Source organism: Hyphomonas sp. UBA4494 (genome assembly GCF_002388935.1).
Classification (GTDB): domain Bacteria; phylum Pseudomonadota; class Alphaproteobacteria; order Caulobacterales; family Hyphomonadaceae; genus Hyphomonas.
Window position 1 is genome coordinate 20,017 of the sequence record NZ_DGNK01000010.1, and the last position, 24,670, is coordinate 44,686.

General features: G+C 58.4%; 23 protein-coding genes. 10 read left to right on the forward strand and 13 right to left on the reverse strand.

Annotated elements, in window-relative coordinates; all coding sequences use genetic code 11:
- Positions 1-2: 2 nt before the first annotated feature.
- The gene (locus B2P82_RS03500) at positions 3-854 is read right to left on the reverse strand and encodes an undecaprenyl-diphosphate phosphatase (RefSeq protein ID WP_290480303.1); all 852 of its coding nucleotides are present in this window, start codon (positions 852-854) and stop codon (positions 3-5) included.
- Between the two features lie 233 nt (positions 855-1,087).
- Here B2P82_RS03500 and B2P82_RS03505 point away from each other — a divergent pair, with 233 nt between their 5' ends.
- Both B2P82_RS03505 and gltB read left to right on the forward strand, forming a co-directional pair.
- Complete coding sequence (locus B2P82_RS03505) at positions 1,088-2,533, forward strand: NAD(P)-dependent oxidoreductase (RefSeq protein ID WP_206991770.1); 1,446 nt, start codon at positions 1,088-1,090, stop codon at positions 2,531-2,533.
- 4 nt (positions 2,534-2,537) lie between these two features.
- Complete coding sequence (gene gltB / locus B2P82_RS03510) at positions 2,538-7,079, forward strand: glutamate synthase large subunit (RefSeq protein WP_290495176.1); 4,542 nt, start codon at positions 2,538-2,540, stop codon at positions 7,077-7,079.
- 39 nt (positions 7,080-7,118) lie between these two features.
- Here gltB and B2P82_RS03515 read toward each other — a convergent pair whose 3' ends face one another.
- Both B2P82_RS03515 and B2P82_RS03520 read right to left on the reverse strand, forming a co-directional pair.
- Positions 7,119-8,018, reverse strand: coding sequence for a DUF4349 domain-containing protein (locus B2P82_RS03515; RefSeq protein ID WP_290495178.1), 900 nt, complete (start codon positions 8,016-8,018; stop codon positions 7,119-7,121).
- Between the two features lie 78 nt (positions 8,019-8,096).
- Positions 8,097-9,644 carry an acyl-CoA carboxylase subunit beta gene (locus tag B2P82_RS03520; RefSeq protein ID WP_290495180.1) on the reverse strand — a complete coding sequence of 516 codons (1,548 nt, stop codon included), beginning with the start codon at positions 9,642-9,644 and terminating at the stop codon, positions 8,097-8,099.
- Positions 9,645-9,817: 173 nt separating this feature from the next.
- On the opposite strand from B2P82_RS03520, the gene B2P82_RS03525 reads away from it, so the two are divergent.
- From B2P82_RS03525 to B2P82_RS03540, 4 genes are all read left to right on the forward strand, one after another.
- On the forward strand, positions 9,818-10,120 hold the full coding sequence (locus B2P82_RS03525; protein WP_034812976.1) for an SCP2 sterol-binding domain-containing protein: 303 nt from the start codon (positions 9,818-9,820) through the stop codon (positions 10,118-10,120).
- Between the two features lie 75 nt (positions 10,121-10,195).
- On the forward strand, positions 10,196-11,149 hold the full coding sequence (locus B2P82_RS03530) for an alpha/beta fold hydrolase (protein ID WP_290480307.1): 954 nt from the start codon (positions 10,196-10,198) through the stop codon (positions 11,147-11,149).
- Between the two features lie 20 nt (positions 11,150-11,169).
- Positions 11,170-12,633: an AMP-binding protein gene (locus B2P82_RS03535; RefSeq protein WP_290495181.1), complete on the forward strand. Its 1,464-nt coding sequence runs from the start codon at positions 11,170-11,172 to the stop codon at positions 12,631-12,633.
- Between the two features lie 70 nt (positions 12,634-12,703).
- Positions 12,704-13,708 (forward strand): zinc-dependent alcohol dehydrogenase family protein, encoded by a 1,005-nt coding sequence (locus B2P82_RS03540; protein ID WP_206991776.1) that lies wholly within the window; start codon positions 12,704-12,706, stop codon positions 13,706-13,708.
- On the opposite strand, the gene phbB is transcribed toward B2P82_RS03540, so the two are convergent.
- Positions 13,705-14,430 carry an acetoacetyl-CoA reductase gene (gene phbB / locus B2P82_RS03545; protein WP_290495182.1) on the reverse strand — a complete coding sequence of 242 codons (726 nt, stop codon included), beginning with the start codon at positions 14,428-14,430 and terminating at the stop codon, positions 13,705-13,707. The two genes, B2P82_RS03540 and phbB, sit on opposite strands and share 4 nt — an antisense overlap.
- 151 nt (positions 14,431-14,581) lie before the next feature.
- Here phbB and phaR point away from each other — a divergent pair, with 151 nt between their 5' ends.
- A complete protein-coding gene (phaR, locus tag B2P82_RS03550) occupies positions 14,582-15,154 on the forward strand; it encodes a polyhydroxyalkanoate synthesis repressor PhaR (RefSeq protein ID WP_206991777.1) in 573 nt (190 codons plus the stop codon).
- Between the two features lie 71 nt (positions 15,155-15,225).
- On the opposite strand, the gene B2P82_RS03555 is transcribed toward phaR, so the two are convergent.
- From B2P82_RS03555 to B2P82_RS03570, 4 genes are all read right to left on the reverse strand, one after another.
- Positions 15,226-15,693, reverse strand: coding sequence for a hypothetical protein (locus B2P82_RS03555; protein WP_034813016.1), 468 nt, complete (start codon positions 15,691-15,693; stop codon positions 15,226-15,228).
- 188 nt (positions 15,694-15,881) lie between these two features.
- On the reverse strand, positions 15,882-16,595 hold the full coding sequence (locus tag B2P82_RS03560) for a hypothetical protein (RefSeq protein WP_290495183.1): 714 nt from the start codon (positions 16,593-16,595) through the stop codon (positions 15,882-15,884).
- Positions 16,596-17,360: 765 nt separating this feature from the next.
- Positions 17,361-18,038 (reverse strand): DUF1013 domain-containing protein, encoded by a 678-nt coding sequence (locus B2P82_RS03565; RefSeq protein ID WP_206991779.1) that lies wholly within the window; start codon positions 18,036-18,038, stop codon positions 17,361-17,363.
- Between the two features lie 135 nt (positions 18,039-18,173).
- Entirely contained in the window at positions 18,174-19,151 is a 978-nt protein-coding gene (locus B2P82_RS03570; RefSeq protein ID WP_290495185.1) for an NAD(P)H-quinone oxidoreductase, read from the reverse strand.
- 93 nt (positions 19,152-19,244) lie between these two features.
- Here B2P82_RS03570 and B2P82_RS03575 point away from each other — a divergent pair, with 93 nt between their 5' ends.
- On the forward strand, positions 19,245-19,430 hold the full coding sequence (locus B2P82_RS03575) for a DUF1192 domain-containing protein (RefSeq protein ID WP_034817216.1): 186 nt from the start codon (positions 19,245-19,247) through the stop codon (positions 19,428-19,430).
- A 63-nt stretch (positions 19,431-19,493) separates the two neighbouring features.
- Positions 19,494-20,042, forward strand: coding sequence for a DUF1465 family protein (locus B2P82_RS03580; RefSeq protein ID WP_290495187.1), 549 nt, complete (start codon positions 19,494-19,496; stop codon positions 20,040-20,042).
- Between the two features lie 16 nt (positions 20,043-20,058).
- Here the strand turns inward: B2P82_RS03580 and B2P82_RS03585 are convergent, their stop codons facing one another.
- Both B2P82_RS03585 and B2P82_RS03590 read right to left on the reverse strand, forming a co-directional pair.
- Positions 20,059-21,117, reverse strand: coding sequence for an acyltransferase family protein (locus B2P82_RS03585; RefSeq protein ID WP_290495189.1), 1,059 nt, complete (start codon positions 21,115-21,117; stop codon positions 20,059-20,061).
- Between the two features lie 56 nt (positions 21,118-21,173).
- A complete protein-coding gene (locus tag B2P82_RS03590; RefSeq protein WP_290480313.1) occupies positions 21,174-21,773 on the reverse strand; it encodes a TetR/AcrR family transcriptional regulator in 600 nt (199 codons plus the stop codon).
- A gap of 151 nt (positions 21,774-21,924) precedes the next feature.
- On the opposite strand from B2P82_RS03590, the gene B2P82_RS03595 reads away from it, so the two are divergent.
- A complete protein-coding gene (locus tag B2P82_RS03595; RefSeq protein WP_034817223.1) occupies positions 21,925-22,548 on the forward strand; it encodes a carbonic anhydrase in 624 nt (207 codons plus the stop codon).
- An 18-nt stretch (positions 22,549-22,566) separates the two neighbouring features.
- Here B2P82_RS03595 and B2P82_RS03600 read toward each other — a convergent pair whose 3' ends face one another.
- The 3 genes from B2P82_RS03600 to B2P82_RS03610 all read right to left on the reverse strand — a co-directional run.
- A complete protein-coding gene (locus tag B2P82_RS03600) occupies positions 22,567-23,190 on the reverse strand; it encodes a LysE family translocator (RefSeq protein WP_290483749.1) in 624 nt (207 codons plus the stop codon).
- Entirely contained in the window at positions 23,191-24,357 is a 1,167-nt protein-coding gene (locus B2P82_RS03605; protein ID WP_290495191.1) for a sialidase family protein, read from the reverse strand. It lies immediately after the preceding gene.
- Positions 24,358-24,376: 19 nt separating this feature from the next.
- Positions 24,377-24,670: inorganic diphosphatase (locus tag B2P82_RS03610; RefSeq protein ID WP_290495193.1), on the reverse strand; the 294-nt coding region annotated here is incomplete at its 5' end.

Genomic DNA, 24,670 nt, shown 5'->3' on the forward strand with positions numbered 1-24,670 from the left:
GTCTAGAGTAGTCCGACGAGTGGTGATCCCAGTATCAGCACGGCGCCAAGTGCGAAGCGGTACAATACGAAGGGCAGAAAGCTCATTCGGCTGAGTAGCGACATCAGGAACCAGATGGACGCCAGCCCCGTGATGAAGGCGATGCTTGCCACAATCAGTCCATCCTTCAGGGTCAGCACGGTTTCGGTGGCATCGGCTGTCACCAATCCCATCGCTCCGTAAAGTCCGGCAGCGGCGAGGATTGGGGCGCCGATCAGCATTGAAAATCGCGCTGCCTCGGTGCGGTCATACCCGAATGCACGAGCGGCCGTCATCGTAATGCCGGAACGGCTGGTGCCTGGCAGGATTGCAGCGATTGCCTGGGTCGCGCCGATCAGGAAAGCATGCCACATCGTCATGTCTTCTTCCCTGCGATCGCGCGCACCTTTCACATCGGCCCACCAGAGCAGGGCGCCGAAGATGATCGTTGTGGCGGCGACGACATAGATGCTGCGCATGCTTTCCAGCATGCTTTCGGGCAGGAATTTTTCGTAGGCGAATGCGACCAGAACGGCGACCGGCGTTGCAACAATCACGGCGGCTGCAAGGCGAGCCCCTTTTGACAGTGGCGATTTTGATACTGGTGCGGCGACCAGTTCAAATCCTCCTGCAATGGCGCTGGTCACGTCCTTTCGGAAATAGATCAGCATCGCCAACAAGGTGCCGAGATTTGACACGGCATTGATCAATAACTCGTCGCCGGGGCTAGCTTCGAAGAATCCTGCGGCGAGCAGTACATGGCCGGAAGAGGACACGGGAAGCCATTCTGTCGTGCCCTGCAGCAGGGCGATAATGGCGAGCTGTAATAGGGACATCAGGCGAGCCTTACAGTTTCAACGCAATTCCCAACTATGGGAATTTACCAAAAAAGCCACCACTCGTATAAAGATCAATATGATATTGTTTTTCCGTATTGAGCCGCACAGGCGGCAAAACGGGCGGCCGAGTGCAGTTTATAAATATCATTGTGAGTTGTGAATGATCGAATGCGCTTGCGAGCTTGGAGGGAAAGTTCTAAGCCCACACTTCTAATACCGGGAGCGCCGAAATGGCAGAAAAAATGCTGAAATTCATCAAAGTCGAGCGGAGCATGCCGTCAAAGCGGGATGCCTCGGACCGAAAAGACGATTTCAACGAAATCTATTCTGAGTTCAGCAGGGACAAGGCTGGTGAGCAAGCCGCGCGGTGTTCGCAGTGCGGCGTCCCATTCTGCCAACAGGGCTGCCCCCTTTCCAACAACATTCCTGATTGGTTGAAGCTCGCCGCCGAAGACCGGCTCGAAGAAGCATATCAGGTCTCGTCGGCGACCAATAACATGCCTGAGATTTGCGGCCGCATCTGTCCGCAGGATCGTCTGTGTGAGGGTATCTGCACCATCGAACAGTCGGGCCACGGCACAGTCACGATCGGATCTATTGAAAAGTATATCACTGACAATGCGTGGGATCAGGGATGGGTGAAGCCGATCACGCCCCCACGTGAACGCGCCCAATCTGCAGGCATTATTGGTGCGGGCCCTGCGGGCCTTGCTGCCGCTGAACAGCTCCGCCGAAAGGGCTATCAAGTCACGGTTTACGATGCTTATGACCGGGGGGGTGGCCTGTTGGTCTACGGAATCCCTGGCTTCAAGCTCGAGAAGGATGTGGTTGAGCGCCGTATCAAACGCTTGGAAGATTCCGGAATCCGGTTTGAGTTCAATACGCGGGTCGGCGAGACGGTGTCTCTCTCAACGCTGCGAGATCAGCACGACACGATCCTCATCGCGACAGGTGTCTACGCAGCAAAGGATCTGAAATGTCCGGGCAGCGGGGCCAAAGGCGTATTCCCTGCGCTGGAATACCTGACCGCTTCCAACCGCAAGAATTTTGGCGATGACGTGCCGGCCTATGATGACGGGACTTTGAACGCAGACGGAAAGCGCGTGGTTGTGATCGGTGGCGGCGACACTGCGATGGATTGCGTGCGAACGGCGATCCGTCAGGGCGCCAAGAGCGTATCTTGTGTGTATCGCCGTGACCGCGCGAATATGCCGGGCAGTCAGCGCGAAGTGACGAATGCCGAGGAAGAGGGTGTGACCTTTGAATGGCTGGCTTCGCCCGATGCCATTCTCGATACGAAAGCCGGCAAACTTAAAGCTGTTCGCGCGAGCCGGATGAAACTGGGCGAGCCCGATGCCTCCGGTCGTCAGTCTCCGGTCAAGACCGGGGAAACATTCGACATCAAGGCCGACATGGTCATCAAGGCGCTGGGCTTTGACCCGGAAGACCTGCCGGAATTGTTTGGCGAAGAAACCTTGACCGTAAACCGTTGGGGCGCGGTTCGGGTCGATTATGCAACAATGGAAACCAGCCTGCCCGGCGTTTATGCGGCAGGGGATATCGTTCGCGGCGCTTCGCTCGTTGTCTGGGCCATCAAGGATGGCCGGGACGCAGCAGAAGCCATGCACAAGGCGATGAGAGCACAAGAGCGCGCTTCTAAAGTAGCGGCGGAGTAGTCAGATGTCAGAATATGTAAAACAGTATGAGGCCAACCGTCAGAAGCTGATGGACGGCCACGCCTATGACCCCGAATATGAGCATGATGCTTGTGGTGTTGGCCTTGTCGCAGCACTCGATGGCAAGCCGCGTCGCGAAATCGTGGAGATGGGGATCGAGGCATTGAAGAATGTCTGGCACCGAGGCGCTGTCGATGCGGATGGCAAGACCGGAGATGGCGCGGGTATTCGCGTGGAAGTGCCACAGGATTTCTTCCGTGAGCATGTCACTCGCACAGGCCACAATCCGACGGACGACCCCATCTGTGTGGGTCAGATATTCCTGCCACGCACGGATTTTGCGGCTCAGGAAGCTGCGCGGACATTGGTTGAAACCGAGGTTCTGCATTTCGGGTTCTACATCTATGGCTGGCGCCAGCCCCCCGTGGATGTGACCGTGATAGGCCAGAAGGCCAAGGATACACGTCCGGCGATTGAGCAGATCATGTTCCGCGATGGTATAGGGCGCAGCCCGGAAGAGCTTGAACGTGCGCTCTATATCTGCCGCCGACGGATCGAGCGTCGTGCACGTGAGGCCGCGATTCCATCCTTCTATGTATGTTCACTCAGCCATTCATCCCTGATCTACAAGGGCATGTTCCTGGCGCAGGACATCGACAATTTCTATCTAGACCTGAAGGACGAGCGTTTCGTCTCTGCATTCGCAATATATCACCAGCGGTATTCGACCAACACGTTCCCGCAATGGTCGCTGGCTCAGCCTTTCCGAATGATCGCGCACAATGGCGAGATCAATACGGTGCGTGGCAACAAGAACTGGATGAAGAGCCACGAAATCCGCATGGTATCCGAAGCCTTTGGCGAGCATGTTGATGATGTAAAGCCGGTGATCCCGGATGGTACGTCCGACTCTGGCGCCCTTGATTCTGTGTTCGAGATTCTTTGCAAGTCAGGCCGTTCGGCACCAATGGCCAAGGCCATGTTGATCCCGGAAGCCTGGTCAAAGCGTGATTCGGTCATGCCGACTGCTCACCAGGCGCTCTACGACTATTGCAACTCCGTGATGGAGCCTTGGGACGGACCGGCCGGAATCGCGGCCTATGATGGCCGTTGGGCCGTAGCTGGGCTTGACCGAAACGGTTTGCGGCCGCTTCGTTATGCTCTGACGGCAGACGGTATTCTTGCGGTTGGGTCTGAGGCGGGTATGTGCCCGCTGGGCGATCATGAAGTCACCAAGCGCGGCCTGATCCAGGCTGGCGGCATGATCGCGGCTGATTTGAAGACCGGAAAGTTTTATGAGCATCGCGAGCTAATTGACCTGCTCGCCGGCAAGGCGCCATATGAAGAGTGGTTGCAGGCCGTGACCGAACTGGAGCCGGAAATCGGCCCGGGGCCTGAGCCTCTCATGTTCAACAAGGAAGATCTGCAGCGTCGTCAGACAGCCGCGGGTTATACACTTGAGACACTCGAATTGATCCTTTCTCCGATGGCCGAAGGTGGCAAGGAGGCCATTGGATCGATGGGCGACGACACTGCGACGGCCGTCTTGTCTTTCTCGTACCGCCCAATGAGCCACTTCTTCCGCCAGAATTTCAGTCAGGTCACAAACCCGCCGGTCGACCCGTTGCGTGAAGAGCGCGTAATGAGTCTCAAGACTCGGTTCAAAAACCTTGGAAACGTTCTCGATACCGACAAGTCCCAGCAGGAAGTATTCGTGCTGGAAAGCCCGGTCCTGACCAATGGGATGTATGACCGCCTGATCGATCGCCTGGGTGTTGGCACTGCAGAGATTGACTGTACGTTCAATGAAGCAGATGCGGCAGGTGATGGAGTTGCGCTCAAGAACGCTCTGAGTAGAATCCGTCAGGAGGCGGAAGATGCAGTACGCGAAGGCCGCGAGCACATAATTCTGACCGATCAGTATCAGTCTGCGGACAAGATTGCGATTCCGATGATCCTGGCCACTGGTGCGGTTCACTCGCACCTTGTGGCGCAAGGTTTGCGTACGTTCTGTTCCATCACCGTTCGGTCGGCCGAATGCCTCGACACGCACTATTTTGCCGTACTCATCGGTGTCGGTGCGACGTGCGTGAATGCGTACCTGGCGCAAGACATCATTGCGGACCGGCAAGCCCGAGGGCTTTTCGGAGAGATGCCGCTCAATGAGTGCGTGTTGAATTTCAAAAAAGCGGTCGAAGCCGGCTTGTTGAAGATCATCTCAAAGATGGGAATTTCTGTAATTTCTTCCTATCGGGGTGGGTACAATTTCGAAGCGCTGGGACTCTCGCGTGCGCTTGTCGCGGATTATTTCCCCGGCATGAACAGCCGCATTTCTGGTCTTGGTCTCGCTGGCCTCGAAGAAAACTCGCTTGTTCGCCATGAGGCCGCCTTCGACGAGGATGTTGTATCTCTGCCGGTAGGCGGGTTCTACCGCTTGAGAGCGTCCGAAGAACCACATGCGCTTGACGGTAATCTGATCCACACATTGCAAGCGGCTTGTGATCGCGGCGATTACTCTATCTATCGCAAATATGTCGAAGCAGTGCATTCGCGCGATCCGATACAATTGCGTGACTTGCTCGATTTCAAGCCGGCTGGGGACCCCGTTCCAGTATCCGTCGTTCAGTCGATCAATGAGATCCGTAAGCGCTTCATTACGCCCGGCATGTCGCTCGGCGCGTTGAGCCCTGAAGCTCATGGCACGCTGAACGTGGCCATGAACCGGATCGGTGCAAAATCGGTATCGGGCGAAGGCGGCGAAGATCGCGCCCGGTTTCGTCCGCTGCCGAATGGGGACAATATGAACTCTGCCGTCAAGCAGGTGGCTTCTGGCCGCTTTGGTGTGACTGCGGAATATCTGAACCAGTGTCGAGAGATTGAGATCAAGATCGCTCAGGGTGCAAAGCCCGGCGAGGGCGGTCAGTTGCCCGGCTTCAAGGTGACAGAATTCATTGCCAAGCTGCGCCATGCAACGCCGGGTGTGATGCTGATCTCACCTCCGCCACACCATGACATCTACTCGATCGAAGATCTTGCCCAGCTGATCTATGACTTGAAGCAGATTAATCCGGAGGCACGGGTTTGCGTGAAGCTTGTTGCCCAGTCCGGGGTCGGAACGGTTGCCGCTGGCGTGGCGAAGGCGAAGGCAGACGTCATACTGATTGCAGGCGGTGTCGGTGGCACCGGTGCAAGTCCACAGACCTCCATCAAGTATGCGGGTCTGCCGTGGGAACTCGGCCTTGCCGAAGCGCACCAGATCCTGTCGTTGAACAATCTGCGCAACAAGGTCACCCTTCGCACAGATGGTGGGCTTCGTACGGGGCGCGATATTGTCATTGCAGCCATGCTGGGTGCGGAAGAATATGGCATTGGCACAGCTTCACTCGTGGCTATGGGCTGTATCATGGTGCGCCAATGCCACTCGAACACCTGCCCTGTGGGCGTCTGTGTTCAGGACGAGGCACTACGTGCACACTTTACCGGATCGCCGGAAAAGGTCGTGAACCTGATGAGTTTCATTGCCGAGGACGTTCGGGAAATTCTCGCCTCGCTCGGCCTCAAATCGCTTGACGAAGCCATCGGCCGTACGGACCTGCTCGCTCAGGTAAGCCGAGGGTCAACACATCTCGATGATCTCGACCTGAACCCGCTGTTAGTCCAAGTCGATACCGAAAATCCGGTCATTTACCAGCCTGACCGCCGTGAAGAGGTTCCAGATACCCTAGACGCCCAGATTCTACGTGATGCCGAGCCGTTCTTCGAGCGCGGCGAGAAGATGCAGTTGGAATATGGTGTGCGTAACACGATGCGCGCGATCGGTGCACGGTCGAGTTCTGCGATCACGCGCAAGTTCGGCATGCAGGCACTGCCAGAGGGCCGCCTGCATATCCGGCTGGAAGGGTCCGCAGGGCAATCGCTAGGTGCGTTCTCGGTGCAGGGTCTTCTGCTGGAAGTCATCGGCGATGCCAATGATTATGTAGGTAAAGGCCTGTCGGGCGCTTCGATTGTCGTATCGCCACGGCCGAAAGAGCGTCATCGGGCGGGTGACGCTATCATCGGCAATACGTGTTTGTACGGCGCAACCGCGGGCAAGTTGTTCGCGGCGGGTACGGCGGGCGTGCGCTTCGCGGTTCGTAACTCCGGCGCTGTGACGGTGATTGAAGGGTGCGGCGCGAATGGCTGTGAGTACATGACAGGCGGGCGGGCTGTCATTCTCGGCCCGGTCGGTGACAATTTTGGCGCGGGCATGACCGGCGGTACGGCCTATATCTGGGATCCGGAAAGCCAGTTCGAACGGGTGGCGAACCCGGATTCGATTGATTGGTATCCCCTCTCAGATATGCAGGCAGAGCACATTGCAGAAGCCCGGGCGCTGATCGAGGAGCACTTCAAGCGCACCAAGTCCCTTCGTGCGAAAGACATTCTCGAGAATTGGGAAACGTCCACCAGCGAGATGTTGATGATTGTGCCGAAAGAGATAGCCCACCTGTTGCTTGGTGATGCCAAGCCCAAGGGCAAGAAGGCAAATGTGGCTGAGAAAGCCTGATGATGAATGGCCCCCGGATCGCTCCGGGGGTCATTCACATTATTGGGGTTTCTTGCGACGGATGCGTGGCCAGATCAGCTTCAGCCAGATCCAGAGGAAGGCTCCGATCAAGATCAGCCATGGCAGGCCGATCGCAAAGGCGGTGATCACGGCGGCCAGCGCACTGGAGAGGTTATAGAAGAAATCTCCGAACGCACTTCCGATCGGCGAGAGTGCGCCTTGTGAGACCGGATTGCGCTTGGTCTCGTAGTTCACGCTCAATTGGCTCATCTGAACCCGGAGCATCAAAGTCTTGAGCGATGATTTCAGCGAGTCGATCTCACCGTTGACCCGGGCAAGTTCCCGCTCCGTGGCCAATAGGTCTCCCAGTTCGCCGTCCCGGTTGGCGAGCAACTCCTCCAAACGCTTTTGAAGGGTTTGCTGAGCGTTCAGGCGTGCATCGGTGTCGATGATCGAAACGGTAAGGTCCTCGGCCGTCGTCTGGCGATTGGTAACGTCGCCATTGGCTTGCTCGGCTTCGGCGTCGACGCCTTCCAGGAATGTCTCAATCCAATCCGGCGTTGCCCGAAGCTGGAGCGATGCGGAGGCTTCATCATCCGAATAGGTGTTGAACCAGGAATTCGTCACGATACACACCGAGGGGCCAGCTTGGTTACAGGCGGCAACATGGCCCTGCATGACTGGCTCGATGGACTTCACTGGCAGCCGCAATCCGAGTGAGTGCGAATAGGCGATATATTGTTGCGCGGCCTCCTCGGTCGGCCCGCTGTCACCGCCCGATTTAGAAAACGACCCGTCCAGTGCCACGTCCTGCTCCATCATCGGAGATGGGGCCGGGGGGGCGTTCATCATCGCGCGCTCAGCCGACTCGTTGCCAGGACCGCCACATGCCGCGAGCAAGACGGCAGCGGTCGCAATTGCTGGAATTTTGATGTTCATCTGTTCCCTCCACATCCACTATGACTTCCACATGAAACCTACAAAATGGCAAGATCACGTTGGAATTCGGGCGGATGATCAGGGCCGGAAACCTGTTCTCCGTTCGCCCGGCTCCAGTGTGCGCCAGGCGTGGTGGATGAAATCCACGAGGAGGGGACGGGTGTCCCGCGGGTCGATGATTTCCTCGGCATAGAAGGATTCTGCTGTCCTGAAGGGAGACCGGATCGCATCGAATTTCTTGTAGAGCTGGGCCTTCAGGGCCTCCGGATCCTCGGCCTCGGCCAGTTCCTTGCGGAAGGCGGCCTCGATGCCGCCGGCCATGGGCAGGCTGCCCCAGTCCCCACTCGGCCAGCAATAGCGCCATTTGGTCCGGCTCTGATTCATCATGGCGGATCCAGCCAGGCCATAGGCTTTGCGGATCACGACAGAACAGACCGGCACATCGGCCTGATAGATCGCCGTCATGGCGCGCACGCCCGCACGGGTCACACCCGCCGTTTCGGCTTTCACGCCAACGGCAAAGCCGGGACAGTCCACGAAGTGGACAACAGGCAAATGGAATTGCGAGCAGAGATCCATGTGGCGAGTGACCTTGTCGCAGACATCCGCAGTCCATGCGCCGTCGAGGAAGAAGGGGTCACCGGCCAAGATCCCGACAGGATACCCATCCAGACGGGCAAACCCGCAGACGATACCCCGACCCCAGTCATGACCGATCTCGAAAAAGCTGCCCGTATCAACACTTGCCTCGACAATTTTCCGCGGCTTGTACGGCGTCTTCCCGTCTGTTGGCACAATAGAGAGTAGGCTCTCCTCCCGACGCTCTGGCGAATCACCAGCCACGACTCGTTCCGGCAGTTCGTGCACCGATGATGGCAGGTAAGACAGGAAACGGCGGGCTGTTTCGAACGCGTCCGCTTCGGTATCCACGACATTGTCGACTGTGCCATTCTGGCCCTGAATTTTCCAGCCGCCCAGTTCTTCCTTGGTGACATCTTCACCAAGCGCGATGGCGACAGGCGGACCCGCCACGAAAACCTGACTCAATTCCTTGACCATAACAGAGAAATGGCTGGCGGCTACTCGCCCCGCGCCCATTCCTGCGCAAGGGCCAAGGGCCAATGATACGAAGGGCACTTGTGTCAGGCCGTGGGTAATCTCGTTCCAACCAGGTGTCTCTGGAATATAGGTGCGCGGGTCCTTCTCCAGCATCTTGACCGAACCGCCGCCCCCGGTGCCGTCAATCATCTGAACGAGCGGAAGGCGGTACTCGGCCGCCATCTTGATGGCCTGAACCATTTTCTGCCAGATCGAAGCATCGGCTGCGCCGCCCCGAACAGTGAAATCGTCTGCCAGAATCACTGTCGATCTGCTGTTCAAGGTGGCCCGGCCCATAACTGAGTTCGAGGGCAGGAAATCGTCCAATTCGTCGTCGGCGCCATAGGTTGCCTTGCCTGCGATCTTGCCGATTTCATGGAAGCTGCCGGGGTCCGCCAGGAAGGCGACGCGCTCGCGAACCGTCAGCTTTCCACGGCCCCTCTGCCGGGACACGGGCTCCTCGCCGCCCATTTTTTCCGCCAGTCGCTCTCGGCGACGCAATTCTTCGATCGATTTCTGCCAGCTCATGGCGTCCAATTTCCACGCTTCCGCTACGCGAGGTCAACACGTTTTAAAAACCTGAGCGATTTGAGGATGCCGCCACGCAACTGAACTAAATCAAGGTAATCTGGCCGTTGCGGGCTTGCATTCTTATAGAAGGAACGGCTTTATCGGCCAAAGTCCATTCAAGGAGGAATTCAATGGATCTCGCAGAACTCACAGCGAAAGCAGATTCGGCCGTCGAAGCCGGTGGTGACTTCACCAAGAAGGTGAAATTTGACTTCGGTGATGCAGGCAAGCTCTTCATCGACGGCGTTGCTGGCAAGGCTGACAATTCCGATTCCGATGCCGACGCGACCATCAAGGTCGATTGGGACGACTTCAAGAAGATTTCCGAAGGCGCCATGGACCCGACAATGGCATTCATGCAGGGCAAGCTGAAGGTTGAAGGTGACATGTCTGTTGCCATGCAGCTGCAGAACCTGATGAAGAAGTTCAGCTAATTTCGCTGAATCGAACTTGATCTCTGAAGCCGTCCGGGGAAACCTTGGGCGGCTTCTTTCTTTTGAAGGTCCGATATGACGACGCGTCCCCACACACTGGACAGCTCCTTTGTGCTGATCCCGGGCAACCCGCCTCCCGACGGGGCGGAAATACTCTGGTTCAAGGGGAGCGAAGGCCGCAATCTTCGCGCCTGCGTGGCCCCTGCGCTTTCGAAGTCTGGTCCGCGTGGCACTGCGATAGTGTGTCCGGGCCGGACGGAGTTCATCGAGAAATACTTTGAGGTCGGACGAGAGCTGCAGACCATGGGGTTTGCCGTCGTAATTCTTGATTGGCCTGGGCAGGGCCTTTCGGAACGCCTTCTGGATGATACAAAGAAGGGCCATATTGATCGGTTCGAGACCTTTATGGGCGCGCTGGCCAATGGGTTGGACCAACTCCAGGACCGCCTGCCACGTCCGCATGTATCTCTCGCACATTCCATGGGAGGCGCCATCGCATTGGCCGCCATCTCGCAAGGTCTCGTAAAAGTGGACGCTGCGGCATTTTGTGCGCCAATGTGGGGCCTGAAGTCTCGCTTCTTCGGGATGCGCTATCTCGTTTGGGCCATGCGCGCGACGGGGCGCGCGGGGGACTATGCCATCCAACCCGGTCCGCCGGAGACGTTTGAGACAAATATCGTCACGCATGACAAGCAGCGTTGGCAAATGCAGCGCGCGCTAATTGATGCGCAGCCTGATTTGGAGCTGGGCCCGGTGACATGGGGCTGGCTTGGTGCTTCACTCAGCATTGTTGATACGTTCAGTAAACCGAAGGCTCTCAAACAGGTCGCCATTCCCGTCTTTGTTGCATCTGCCGAGGAAGAGCAATTGGTCGACAATGCCGCACACGAAAAGATTTGCGCGCGGCTGCCTGATTGCGAACATGGGGTTATTGAAGGTGCCATGCATGAAATCCTGATGGAGACTGATACCCGCCGACAGGAATTCTGGGAGGGGTTTCAGCGATTGCTCAGGCGAGCCAATATATAAAAACGTAGCGAGGAAACACTATGCCAGTCCAATCCATGTCGCGCATCATTTCATACTGGGCAGCAAGACAGGCTGATCGGGTTGCAATCGATCATGAAGGACGGGCCATCACCTGGGGTGAGTTTGAAGAGCGTACCAACCGCCTCGCTCGGGCCTATTCCGAGCTAGGCGTACAACCAGATGATTTCGTTACCATCGCACTGCCGAATGGCATAGAATTCTTCGAAGCATGCTTTGCCGTCTGGAAGTTGGGGGCCACACCTCAACCCATATCTGCCAAATTGCCGAAATCCGAACGGGACCAGATTACTGATCTGGGCAAGCCGTCGCTGGTCGTTGGAGCCGAAACCGGCGCATTTGAACAGATAGTCTCTGTACCTCAGGGATTTGTACCTGGAGAACATTTGTCCGCAGAGCCCCTACCGGAGCTGACAGCGGCTTCCCTGAAAGCGATGACAAGTGGGGGGTCTACCGGACGGCCAAAGCTGATCGTCTCTGCTCAACCGGCGGCCTGGGATACTGATCTGCCATATCTGGAAATTCCGCAACAGGGTGCCATGCTGGTGCCGGGGCCGCTTTATCATAACGGACCGTTCGTCTGGGCCATGATTGCGCTGTTTCGCGGCTGTACCGTGGCCATCACGACGCGCTTCGATGCCGAGCAGACTCTCGCGACTTTGGAACGCCTGAAGATCAATATCGTCTATATGGTGCCGACTATGATGCGCCGCATCTGGGCGCTGCCTGAAGATGTACGGACAGGTTACGATCTGTCGAGCTTGCAGACGCTCTGGCATCTGGCCGCACCCTGCCCGGCCTGGCTGAAGGAATGCTTCATTGAGTGGCTCGGCGCGGAAGTGATCTGGGAGCTTTATGCCGGCACCGAAGGGCAGGGAACGACCATGATCCGCGGGGATGAATGGCTGACGCACAAAGGCTCTGTAGGCCGGCCTGTTGAGGCATGCGAAATCAAGATTGTCGGGGAGGCGGGCGAGACGCTTCCATCCGGCGACGTCGGGGAAGTCTTCCTCAGGCCCCTGACGGGCCAGGGCACGACATATCGCTACATCGGCGCGGAAGCCAAATCCATCGAAGGCGGCTGGGAAAGTCTGGGCGATCTCGGGTGGATGGATGAAGAGGGATATCTCTACCTGACGGACAGGCTTTCCGACATGATCCTGTCTGGCGGCGCGAACATCTACCCCGCCGAAGTGGAAGCGGCGATTGATGCCTATCCGGGGGTCAGGTCATCTGCGGTAATTGGCCTGCCGGATGACGATATGGGCGCCCGGCTGCATGCGATCATCGACCGTCCCGAAGGCTCAGTGGACGACGACGCGATGCTTGCACATCTTGCCGACCATCTGGTGCGCTATAAGATTCCAAAGAGCTTCGAGTTTGTGCCTGAACCCGTACGGGATGATGCGGGAAAAGTGAGAAGAAAGGCGCTGAGGGAAGCGCGGTTGCAATTGAGCACCACCTAGTTTTCGCCTGTCGCTTGACTTCCCTAGCGGAGCCATAGCTCCCCTGTCGGAAACTCAGGAGGAGACCACCATGAAAGTTGCTGCCGTCAAGAAGCCCGGCGGGCCGGGAAATCTGATCATAGAAGACCGCGCGGATCCCAAGCCGGCCGTCGGGGAAATACTCGTTCGTATTTATGCGAGCAGCCTGAACTATCACGACTTCGTGGTGGTCATGGGCGGCATCCCTACAGATGACGGACGAATTCCCATGTCGGATGGAGCGGGTGAGGTCGTCGCAGTTGGCGAGGGTGTCACCAAATTCAAGCCAGGTGACAAGGTTGTGTCGCTGTTCTTCCCCAACTGGCAGGCCGGCGAAATCGAAGCGGCTGGGTTCGCCAGTGTTCCGGGAGATGGCGCTGACGGCTTCGGCGCTGAACTCGTTGCCGCGCCAGAGACATCCTTCACGCGCATGCCTGAGGGATACTCTTATCAAGAGGCGGCAACGCTTCCCTGCGCGGCCTTGACGGCATGGCGCGCCCTGATGGTTGAGGCCAAGGTCAAGCCGGGTGACTGGGTGCTGACCCAAGGCACGGGCGGCGTATCCATTTTCGCCCTCCAGTTTGCCAAGGCGGCTGGGTGCCGCGTGATCTCCACATCATCCTCTGATGAAAAGCTTCAGCGCGTGAAAGAACTGGGCGCAGATCATGTGATCAATTACAAGGACACGCCTGACTGGGGAAAGGCAGCCAAAGCCCTGACCGGAGGGCGTGGCGTGGACGAGGTTGTCGAGATTGGCGGGCCAGGCACATTGGCCCAGTCCATAACAGCGTCGCGTCCAGGGGGTCATATTTCCCTTATCGGTGTGCTGACGGGTGTGTCCGGGGAAGTCCCGACAGCGGCTCTGTTCTCTCTGAACATCACGCTGTCGGGGATAACGGTCGGATCCCGCCGGCATCAGGAAGACATGATTGCCGCCATCGAGGCCAACGGCATCAAGCCCGTGCTGGACAAGGATTTCCCACTTTCCGAAATTGCTGCCGCCTTTGCCCATCAAGCCAGCCAGCAGCATTTCGGCAAGATCACATTGAGCCTCTAGGTGGCGATGTATTGCGCCCCGTTCACCGTCATGGTGGCGCCAGTGATGAAGGCAGCTTCGTCGCTGGCGAGATAGGCGCACATTGAGGCGATCTCTTCGGCCTTGCCAAGGCGGCCGACAGGGATCGTCGCAATGATTCCCTCAAGGACTTTTTCCGGAACAGCCTGCACCATCTCGGTGTCGATATAGCCTGGGCAGACCGTATTGACGGTGATGCCTTTCTTTGCGCCTTCCTGGGCCAGTGCCTTGCTGAGGCCGATCAGGCCGGCCTTTGCGGCGGAATAGTTCGCCTGACCAAACTGGCCTTTCTGTCCATTGATGGAAGAGATGTTGATGACCCGGCCCCAGCCGCGCTCACGCATGCCTTCCCAGACCTGACGCGTTACATTGAACGCTGATGTCAGATCGATATCGATCACTTGCTGCCATTGCTCGCGCGTCATCTTGTGGAACGGTGCGTCGCGGGTGACACCGGCATTGTTGACCACAACGTCAACGGGACCGAGCTCTTTTTCGATCTGCGCCAGACCTTCCGTAACGGCATCATAATCTGCAACGTCGAACTTGTAGCAATTGATCCCGAGGTCTTTGGCGCATTCGTCGGCGGCCTGCTGGTTGCCAGCGAAATTGGCCGCAACCTTATAGCCCTTGTTTTTTAGTGTTTCACTGATTGCCCGCCCAATACCGCGCGTGCCTCCTGTGACCAGAGCAACTCTAGTCATAACGTGTTTCCTCCCGTTTTGTTTGACGGCAATCAGCTAGCCATTCTGTTGCATCGATAGCAATAGCACATTGGTCGCAGGGCAAATTTGTGTCAGACTTGTTGCATAGCACAATAATTGCTTCGCAAGTCGGAGAAGCAGAGGGCAGGACATGGCCAAGGGAAATGGATCAGACGATCTGATCATTATCAAGAAGTACGCGAACCGTCGTCTCTACGACACGTCGACATCGTCCTACGTGACGCTTGACCACCTTTCTGAACTCGTCCGGGAAGGGCGTGACTTTGAGGTGCGGGATGCAAAATCTGGGGCTGACCTGACCCGTCAGGTTCTGACTCAGATCATTTTCGAGAACGAGACAAAGGGCGAAGGCGCGCTGCCACTGAACTTCTTGCGCCAGTTGATCGGCTTTTATGGCGGCGGGGCCCAGACTTTCCTGCCCTCGTATCTGGAAATGTCCATGAATAGTTTTGCCGAAGCCCAGAAGGAGTGGCGCAAGGCTGCCAACCCCATGAGCATGTTCGAGCAACAGGCCAAGCGCAACATGTCGATGTTCGAAGAGGCGATGAAACTCTTCATGCCGACGCTGAAGAATGCACAGTCCCGGAATGGCACACCCTCCATGAATCCGATGATGGAATACCAGGCGGAGGCGCTTTCCAACATGCAGGCCCAGATGGCCGCGATTCAGAAACAATTGTCAGACCTTTACGGAAAAGACTGACTTCCTCTCCAACTCAAACGAAAAAGGGCCCGCCGGCTGGCAGGCCCTTTTTTGTAACCGGCAGGACCGGTCTACATTTCCCCGACGCCAAAATCGCGGCGAGCAGAAACGATCGTGACGACAACACCTGCCAGAACATCCAGCAAGGTCATCGACATCAGGATGAAGAAGGTCGATGTCGCAAAGTTCGGCAAGAGCAGGAACTGGATCAGGCAGACGATGAACAGGATCATCGAGACTGCGTGATTGATGATCGTGGACGTGCCTGTCGAGGTCGACTTCAGGATTTCCAGAAACAGGAAGACCACGGCCAGCAAGAGGATCGCATCCCCTTTGGTGAGGATCCAGTCGACGCCGGAAATCATCGGCAGACCGAGAAAACGGTCGTTCAACAATGACAGGATCGGCGCGGAATCCGCGCGAATGATCTCGCCGAATTCGTTTGCCATTTCGACTGAACCGCCAAAACCGATGGCCAGAAGATTGTAGAGCGCTACCGGGATAACCAGCAGCGGGAAGATTCCGAAGATTGCGCGCATGAGATTCCCCTTCTCGGTTTTGCCGCCAGACCCGCCATTTTCTTGACGCTTCTGTTCCCGTCTTGCGATAGCCGCACCTGCGACGGCCAATTTCGTTTCGCGATCCATCGCGGACTTACCCGTCCTTTGTCTGCATTAAAATCACGTTTACCGTAATGATCCGTCAGATGCGAGGGACTTCTGTGAGGTTAAAACCGTTGGGTCAGGAAAACGCGAAATGTTGCGTCAGTCGATTCGGCGGTCAGTCCAACCAGGGCGCTGGTCCGCAAAGTCAGGGACTCCTTCAGGGGAAGTGAGGCAAAGGGGCCTGCCTGATGGTCCTGTTGTGACACGGGCAAGAGATCGTTCGCGGGGCCATAAGTGTTGTAAACTTCGGCGCCGATATCGACTCCGTCCTCCAGCCGCCGGCTGAGTTCCCCCCGTGTTTGCAGGAAGGTTCCAGATTCGCGACCTGATCCGGTCTGGATGCTTGCAATGACCGAAAACCGGGACCGCACTGTGTCGGTCAACTGCGCCTGATTCAGCCAGTGTAGCGCGACCTGGCCCGGGCGACCGCCATCCCGGAAGCGCGCGTCCAGCCGAAGACCGGATGCCCACCGCGCCCCATCCGGGGTGATTTGCCAGCGCAACTCTCCCTGAACATAGTCGACATCAACCGCGCGGGCCTCTGTCTTGCGTGCCTGGATCACGCCCCTCACGGCGACGCTCCCGGTCAGCGCGCGTTCAGCATGGATGCGCTGCGCGAGTCCCGACCTGTCCGGGTCATAAGCGGCCCGGTAACCGACCGAATGCGCGCCCTCCCTGATTTCAGGCGCGGAGATTCCACTTGTCAGCTGCGCGGCAGCAGGGCTGAGAAGCCAGACAATTGCGGGGCTGATGAGGATGAGGAGCAGGAAGCGCATCGCCCGTTTATGATGTAAATAAAAACGTCGTTAAAGATACGAAACTATGTATTTCGTTCCCTGCACCCAAAGCCGGACTGGCGCGCGCCATCCGGGTATCTCGTGTTCCAGCACAAGCCCTGCGCTTGCGCTTGGGCCTTCTCGGGCAAATCGCAGTGCGATTTGTGCTCCCTCGAAGCCGAGGCGCGGCGGGCGCCGTGGCGCTCCGCCGGATGATTTGGAATGGCTACGGAATGGAGCGTTACCGCCCGCCGCGCCGGACAGGAGTTTCGGCGAGCACCCTCATGGGGGCCCATGGTCCCGGGTCTTCGTTACCGGCGCCGCGCAAACGGATCCATCGTGCTTTCCCACGCATGGCTCATCCGGGGATTTCTCCCGTGCGACCGGACGAGGCGGTTTCCCAACCTGCTTTCGCAAGCTCACCCTGGCCTGACCTGCCTAGGCGCGCATCGGACCGTCGCCCCAACCCGCACCATCCTGTCCCTGACCCCACAACCAGAACGGTACCTGATCCGGCTCCTGTGAGGGCAGATGCTTAGTATGGGGCAGGGAGTTCTCAGACGGATTGGAGACCAAACCCTCACCCCGAAGATACCTGCGCAGGCAGGTATCCATCTCCTGAAGCTGCCTCATGCACATGGGGAGGCGTTCCGAGATGGACCCCTGCCTGCGCCGGAGAAGTGGGGAGAGGAGACTGGCGTCCCACTCCACAAAAAAGGCCGGCTCAGTGGCCAGCCTTTTTGGTTTGGGTTTGCGAGGGCGTGCCTAGCTGAAATTCTTGAAGATGTCGTCTGCTGACACGTTGCCGCCATTGTCCTCGGCAGGCTTTTCTTCGGGTTCGTAGGCGCTCGCTTCGTCCTGTGCCGGGGCAAGGCCCGGGCCTTCGAACTTCTCGGCCTTCTCGGCTTCCAGTTTGCGGCGCTTGTCAGCCGATTTCGCGATCACTTCATCAAGCTCGATCTGTGTACAGAGGCCGAGCGTCACAGGATCGACCGGACGGATGTTCGGTGAGTTCCAGTGCGATTTGTCCCGCACATTGTTGATGGTCGACTTGGTTGTGCCGATCAGCTTTGAAATTTGAGCGTCAGAGACTTCCGGGTGGTTGCGAATGAACCATGCCACGGCGTCGGGCTTGTCCTGACGGCGGATGACCGGTGTATAGCGGCTGCCCTTGCGCTTTGGCTGTGGGATATGAGCGATCTTGGAGGCAGCCTTCTTCAGCTTGTAGGCTTCATCGCCCTCGCCCTTGCGGATTTCTTCGCGCGACAGCATGCCGCCCGCAATCGGGTCAACGCCGCGCATGTTCTCGGCCACGTCGCCATCGGCGATGCCTTTGACTTCCAGATAGTGGAGGCCGCAAAAATCTGCGATTTGCGTAAAGGTGAGGCTGGTATTGTCGAGCAGCCAGACGGCGGTCGCCTTGGGCATCAGAATATCTGACATGGGGAACTCCCTGAATGAAATGGCCGCCAGAAATGCAGCCGCCCGACACATCGTGCCGGGCGGTCGGGTTTCAGACGTGCCTTAAACCTTGCTGGCCTTATAATGCCATGTCTGGGAAATTGAAAGCCGTGCGCTTCACCAGACCAGCACAATCTTGCCGGAATGGCCGCCCCTGGCCATCAGGGCCTGAGCCGCTTCGGCTTCGGCCACCGGGAACGCCTGTTCCAGGATTGGCCGGATTTTGCCGGAGACGACATGGGGCCAGAAATCCTGCTCGACCGCATCGCGGATGCGGCGCTTCTCCTCGACCGGCCGGGCCCGCAGGGTCGTGGCGGCAAGGGTCAGGCGTTTCATCAGGACGGGCGCGAAATTCACCTCTGCCGTGAAGCCGTTCATATAGGCGATATTAATGATCCGGCCATCCGGGCGGGAAACCGAGATATTCTTCTGGATGTAATCCCCGCCCACCATGTCGAGCGTGACGTCGACGCCGCCCTCTTCCTTGACAACATTCTCGAAATCTTCGGTTTTGTAATTGATCGCGCGATCTGCGCCGAGCTCTCTGGAGAGCGCGCATTTGTCGTCTGATCCGGCAGTTGCGTAGATTTTTGATGCGCCAGCGATCCTGGTCATTTGCAGCGCCATGACGCCGATCCCGCTGGTTCCGCCATGACACAGGAATGCTTCACCCTTCTGGAAGTGAACCCGGTCGAATACATTCGCCCACACCGTCATCAGCGCTTCCGGGAAGCAGGCAGCATTTACCATGTCCATGCCGTCTGGAACGGGGAAAAGCGAGCCTTCGTCGACCGCCGCAAACTCGGCATAGCCGCCTCCGGCGAGAAGGCCTGCAACCCGGTCGCCAGTCTTGAATCGGCTGGTGCCATCTGACGTTTCCACAACAGTGCCGGAAATTTCCAGACCCATGATGGGGGAGGCGCCGGGGGGCGGCGGATAGGCGCCGCGGCGCTGAACCAGATCTGCCCGATTGAGACCCGAAGCGGCCACTTTGACCAGCACTTCACCCGGCTTCAGGTTCGGTTTCTCAAAATCGCCGAGCTTGAGCGGCGCGCCCTCTTCAACCAGGACGGCTTTCATCATTTCTGTTGCCATGTCGCTTGTGTTTTCCCTTCTGACTCCAGAGTCGCATCTAGGCAGCGTTTCTGCTTTGATAAGGGCTGTAACACGAATTGAAGGGTGACCCCCATGGCCGCATCTGATGAAGAGCCAATTCTGGTCAACACACCACAGACGCTGGAGCAGATGTCGGTGCAGGAATTGCATGAACGTATAGAAGTGCTCCAGGCAGGCATCGCAGCCTGCGAAGCGGAGATCGAGAAGAAGAAGTCGCAGAAATCTGCGGCGGATGCCCTGTTCGGGGGCGGCAATTAAGCGGGTGGAAAGGCTGGATTGATAAAGTCCAAATTTCCACCCCCGCGTATAGAGGTATCATTCATGGCGGCAGACACGTCACCAGACGATCAGCTCGACATCCAGGACGGGTTTACCGGCGGCAAGCTGTTTGACACGGTTTTTGCGCGCGGCATGGCACTCGTTGAAGAAACGGCCTCCTATCTGGACGGTCCGGGTCGCGAGTCTGCGACGACCTTGCCCCGTGAAGCTGGCCTCACCTATTCGGCCTGGAGCATGGAACTGACGACGCGCCTGATGCAGGCGGCGAGTTGGCTGGTGATGCAGAAAGCTGTGCGCGATGGCGAAATGCGTCGCGACGAGGCTGCGGCTCGCAAGTACCGAATCCGCCGCGAAGAGCCGGCCCTGGACGCGGCGGCGCAGCAAGGTCTGGGCCTGCCTACGCGGTTCCTGGATCTGGTTGCGCGGTCGGAAGCCTTGTTCGAGCAGATTTGCAGACTGGATGACGCGCTCTATGGCCAGTCCCGCAAACCGATGGCCGCCAATCCCGTGATCGATCAGATCAGCCAATTGCAGCGGGCCGCCGAAACCGGCGCGTTTGACCCGTTGATGGTGTGGCACCGCGCCAAATAAGGCGCACCTTTTCCAATCAGGCTTCTTCGACCCGGTCGGTGGCTGATCCGATCAGCTGGCCGCCCCGGCTGAGTTCCGCGCCCTTGAGGCGGAACCTCATCGGCCGACGATAGAGCGCCTTGAGCGGGGTCCGACGCACGAGCCGGTGAAACGCCAATGACATGGCGATCGCGATCAGGCCAATCGCCAGGCTGGTAAGGCCGGGCTCTGGCAGGAGGCCACTCCGGACCAGCAGGGTTTGCGCGGCCGTCATGGGCAGGAAATAGGTCAGATAGATCACGAACTGCGCCCGCCCGATATATTGCATGGCGGCGCCATGCCGCGTGTTGGCCAAGCGTGTCGCCAGGGCGATCAGGGCAAACGCGCCAGCAAAGCCGAGCACCAGGCTGATGATGGGCAATGTGGCCGTACCCTGCGCGACCAGGACCGTGTTGATGGCGGCCCAGATGATCAGTGCGACCGGTACATCCGAGAAGCCCTCGGACAAGCGGGCTGCAAACCGGCGGAACAGGTTTGCTCCGTGATAGCCAGCGAAGAAGAAGACGAAGTACTGCGCAAAGGCATCTATCACGAGCCAACCCGTCTGGATCATGCCGGCCGCATGCGCCGTCTGGAGCAGGGCGGCCACAAGCAGGATTTTCGTCGGTGCGCTACGGCGTGCGAGCCATGTGGCGAGATGAAACAGGGCCAGCATGGGCAGGATCCAAAGCCCCGATGTGGGATGTGCCAGACCGCTCAGCATTGCGCTCGCAATGACAAGCGGGTTTGACGTGACGTGCGGTGCGTAGAGGATGACGGTCTGGATGATCAGCCAAACGACATAGAAATAGACGAATCGGAGTACTTTTCGATCGAAAAACGTCGATTTCGATCCGAATAGCGTACGGGGAAGGAACAAGCCTGACATGAGGAACAGCGTCGGCAGGACGATGGGAGCTGCCCAGGCGGCGGCAAAGTGCATCCAGTTGGACTGGCCCGTCATGGCGACATACCCGTAGACAGACTGCGCCAAGACAAACCCGATAATGCAAACGCCCTTGGCGTAATCGATCCAATTGATGCGTGTAACAGACATGCAATGCCCCCGAAAACTTCAGGAGCAGCTCTGCAAATTTCACGCCATACGCGAAATCAGCTCGCGGCGTACACTTTCAGGAAGTTTGCGGACTGGGCACTACAAAAGCCCTCCCGCACAGGTGCGCGCATGATCAGAATACGGTGCCAGAGAGGCCCCAGCATTTCTTCAATCGCTTCATCAAGATCGAAATCACGTCGAATCACGCGTTTTCCAGCCAATTCGGCGAGGAGCATGCGCATGGGCATACGAATGTCGCGGTTCATCCAGGCGCGCCACAATTCTCCTGCATCCTTGTCGTCAGCAGCGGCCGTCAAGGCGACCCGCAGAACCGCGTGCCCGGCTCCGGTACGTGCGGCGGCCTCCAATGGCACGATGAGCGTGGTAATCCGTTCTTGCGGATCGCGCCCGCCATCCGGGCTGTCGGGGATCAGGGCCAAAGCCGCATCGACACACATCGCGCCGATTGACGGCCACCATTTGTAGATGGTCTGTTTGGATGCACTGGCACGTTTGGCGACGCCATCTACGCTGAAGCCGCGCCAGCCATTCTCCGCCATCTCTATGCGTGTTGCGTCCAGAATGGCGGCCTTGGACGCTTCACTGCGCGTCGGCCCCTTCCGGGAAGACTTGCTGGTCTCCGAGGGCGTGGGCATGAACAACTCCAGTTTCTTGAATGCTGCGCTGCACTAGGTACAGCTTTTGTCAGCCAAGCATAAGGGTGAAGTAGTAAACAAACTCCCGTTTCCGCTTGCCGCGACTGCAATATGCACTAGTCAGTGCTACAGAGAAACAGGAGTTGTTGGCATGAATACGGTCGAGGATCTGCTGCAAGGGTATCGCAGCTTCCGGAAGGGAATCTACTCAAAACAGGCTGCATTGTATCGGGAACTGGGCGAAGGCCAGAATCCGCGCATCATGCTGATTGCCTGCGCCGACAGCCGGGCCGAGCCTTCGGACATTTTCAATGCCGCGCCGGGCCAATTGTTCGTCGTCCGTAACGTTGCCAATCTCGTGCCGCCCTATCAGCCGGATGACGGCCTGCACGGCGTGAGCGCCGCCCTCGAATATGCGGTCAACGTGTTGAAGATAGAGCACATCGTGGTGATGGGACATGGCGGATGCGGCGGTGTCGCGGCCTCTCTGGCCGGGGAAGGTACACCGGAAATCGGCGAGTTCGTGACGCCTTGGGTACGCTTGCTGGAAGCGGCCCGCGCGCGCGTTGTGGAAAGCGGATCGGTCAATCCGCAATTTGCCCTCGAATTGGAAGGTGTCGAAACGTCTCTTGGAAACCTGATGTCGTTTCCATTCGTGAAGCGGGCGGTCGAGGCGGGCGAGTTGGAACTGCATGGCGCCTGGTTTGCGATCAAGCATGGCGAACTGCACTGGCGGAACCCGAAAACCAGCCGGTTTGAGGTGATCGAGCCCTGATTGGCCCCGGAGTGGCGGTCAGTTTCCACTGGTCATAAGCGCCGCGAACAGGGCCGATACCAGCATGGCGGACGCGGCCAGGCGATTGAACCATTTCGTGAAGACGGGCGACTGGAACCGGCGGTTCATGGCGTCTGCAAGCCAGGCATAGAAGGCGAGGCCGAACATTTCGGTGATGGTCACGGTCAGCATGATCAGCAAGGCTTGCTGGACGACCGGCTTGTCCGGATCGAAATAGCTTGGCAGCAACAGTCCGAAGAAGACGAGCGCATTCGGGTTGAGCAATTGCAGGCCAACGCCGCGACCAAACAAATTGGACTTCGCAGGCGCCTGATCTGCGCGGGCGCGAGGTCGGTGCGGGTCTGCGGTGGCCATAGTCCAGGCCAACCAGGCAATGAAGCAGATGCCGGCAATCTTCAGGCCCATCAGCACGAGCGGGGCCTGCGCCGCAAAGGTCGCGATGCCGGTTGCGGCGAGGGAAATCCAGACAAGATTGGCGGCGGATACACCTGCGGCAGGGACCAGCGCGGTCGGCGCACCATAGCGCAAGGATGCACTCATCACCATCATGACGGCCGGGCCGGGGGTCAGGCCGCCAGCGAAGAACAGCGCCATCAGCGCGAGCCAGACTGACAGGTCCATTCAGCGCGCCTCCAGCGCGGAAAGGGGAATTCGGGTCAGTTCGACGTCTTCCTTGTTTGCGGTGTAGGCAATGAAGAGGAAGACGCCTGCGACCCTGCTTTTCGGATAATGATAGCCCGGCCGCTTGTAGAGGCCCTCGGTGCGCAGGGGCTGCAGGTCATCGGCGCCGCGCAGGAGAAAGGCGCGGTCGAACACGTGGCCATCTTCTGACAGCGACAGGACGAGGGGAATGCGCAGTTTGTCGCCTTTTGGCGCGTGAACGAGAAAGGCGGTGCCACCGGGTAAATTGCCCGCGCTTTGCTTCGTGCGTGCGTCAGGCATGGCAGTCAGCTGCGGATGGCTCCAGCTTGCTCCGCGGTCGCAGCTTTCCGATGCAAGCTGGCGAAAGCTCGACGCCTGATCGCGGAAGACCATGACAAGACAGTCGCCGCGTTGAAACAGGCTGGGTTCCAGCTCCCGGCTCATGGGCGGGTCTGAGGGAAGGTTCTCGAACGCGCCAGCCTGCCATCCCGTCAATCCGAGCGGGTCGTCGGTGTAGAAGGGGCGCGCCCGGATACCGGGGCGCACATGGAAGGCGGTGTGAAGGCGGCCGTCATACAGGTGCGGATCCTGCTCGATCACGCCATTCACCGGCATTCCGTCTGGGCCGAGCACGGGGCGGGGCTCGGACCAGGTTTCGCCGTCATGGCTGAGGCGATAGGCGGTGTAGCCGCCGGTGCGTTTGTGGAAGCCTTCCGGCCAGACATTGATGAAAGCGACGAGCGTTTCGCCATCGGTCCACCAGCCGCCGCTGGAGCGGATCTCCTCGTCATCAGACGGTGTGGTCAGGGGACGCGGCGCGCTCCATTGATCGCCATTGTCGTCGCTGACTGAATAGGCAACCCATGTGTCCGGGGCGTCTTCATCGCGGGCCGAGCTTTGCCATTGGACGAAGACGCGGCCCTTGAAGGCGATGGGCACGGCGCCATTGCTGAACTGGTCCGTGCCGGGGCCGGGCCGAAATACGGTGATGGTCTTCGCGCCGGGCAGGGGCGAGAGGCCGAGATCGGGCGCTGAGGCGTCATACAGATCGGCCGCCGGTGCATGCAGCGCCGACGGCCGGTCTTGCAATTGGGTGCAAGCAAAAAGCAGCAGGATCAGGCAAAGTGCGAACAGGCGTTCAAACATTTGCATCCCGCCGCTGCGATCAGGCGCCTTCTGCCTGGCCGCGCTTGACGGCGGCTTCGATCAGTTCGCGGGCTTTCTCGATGCCGTACCAGCCTTCGATCCGGGTCCACTTGCCTTTTTCGAGATCCTTGTAGTGCTCGAAGAAGTGGGCGGTCTTGTCGATCAGGGTTTGCGGCAGATCGTGATAGGTCGCGATCTTGTCGTAGTATGACGTCAGCTTGTTGTGCGGCACGGCGAGGATCTTCTCGTCCGGGCCCTTGTCGTCGGTCATCATCAGAACGCCGACGGGACGGGCGCGCACGACCGAGCCCGG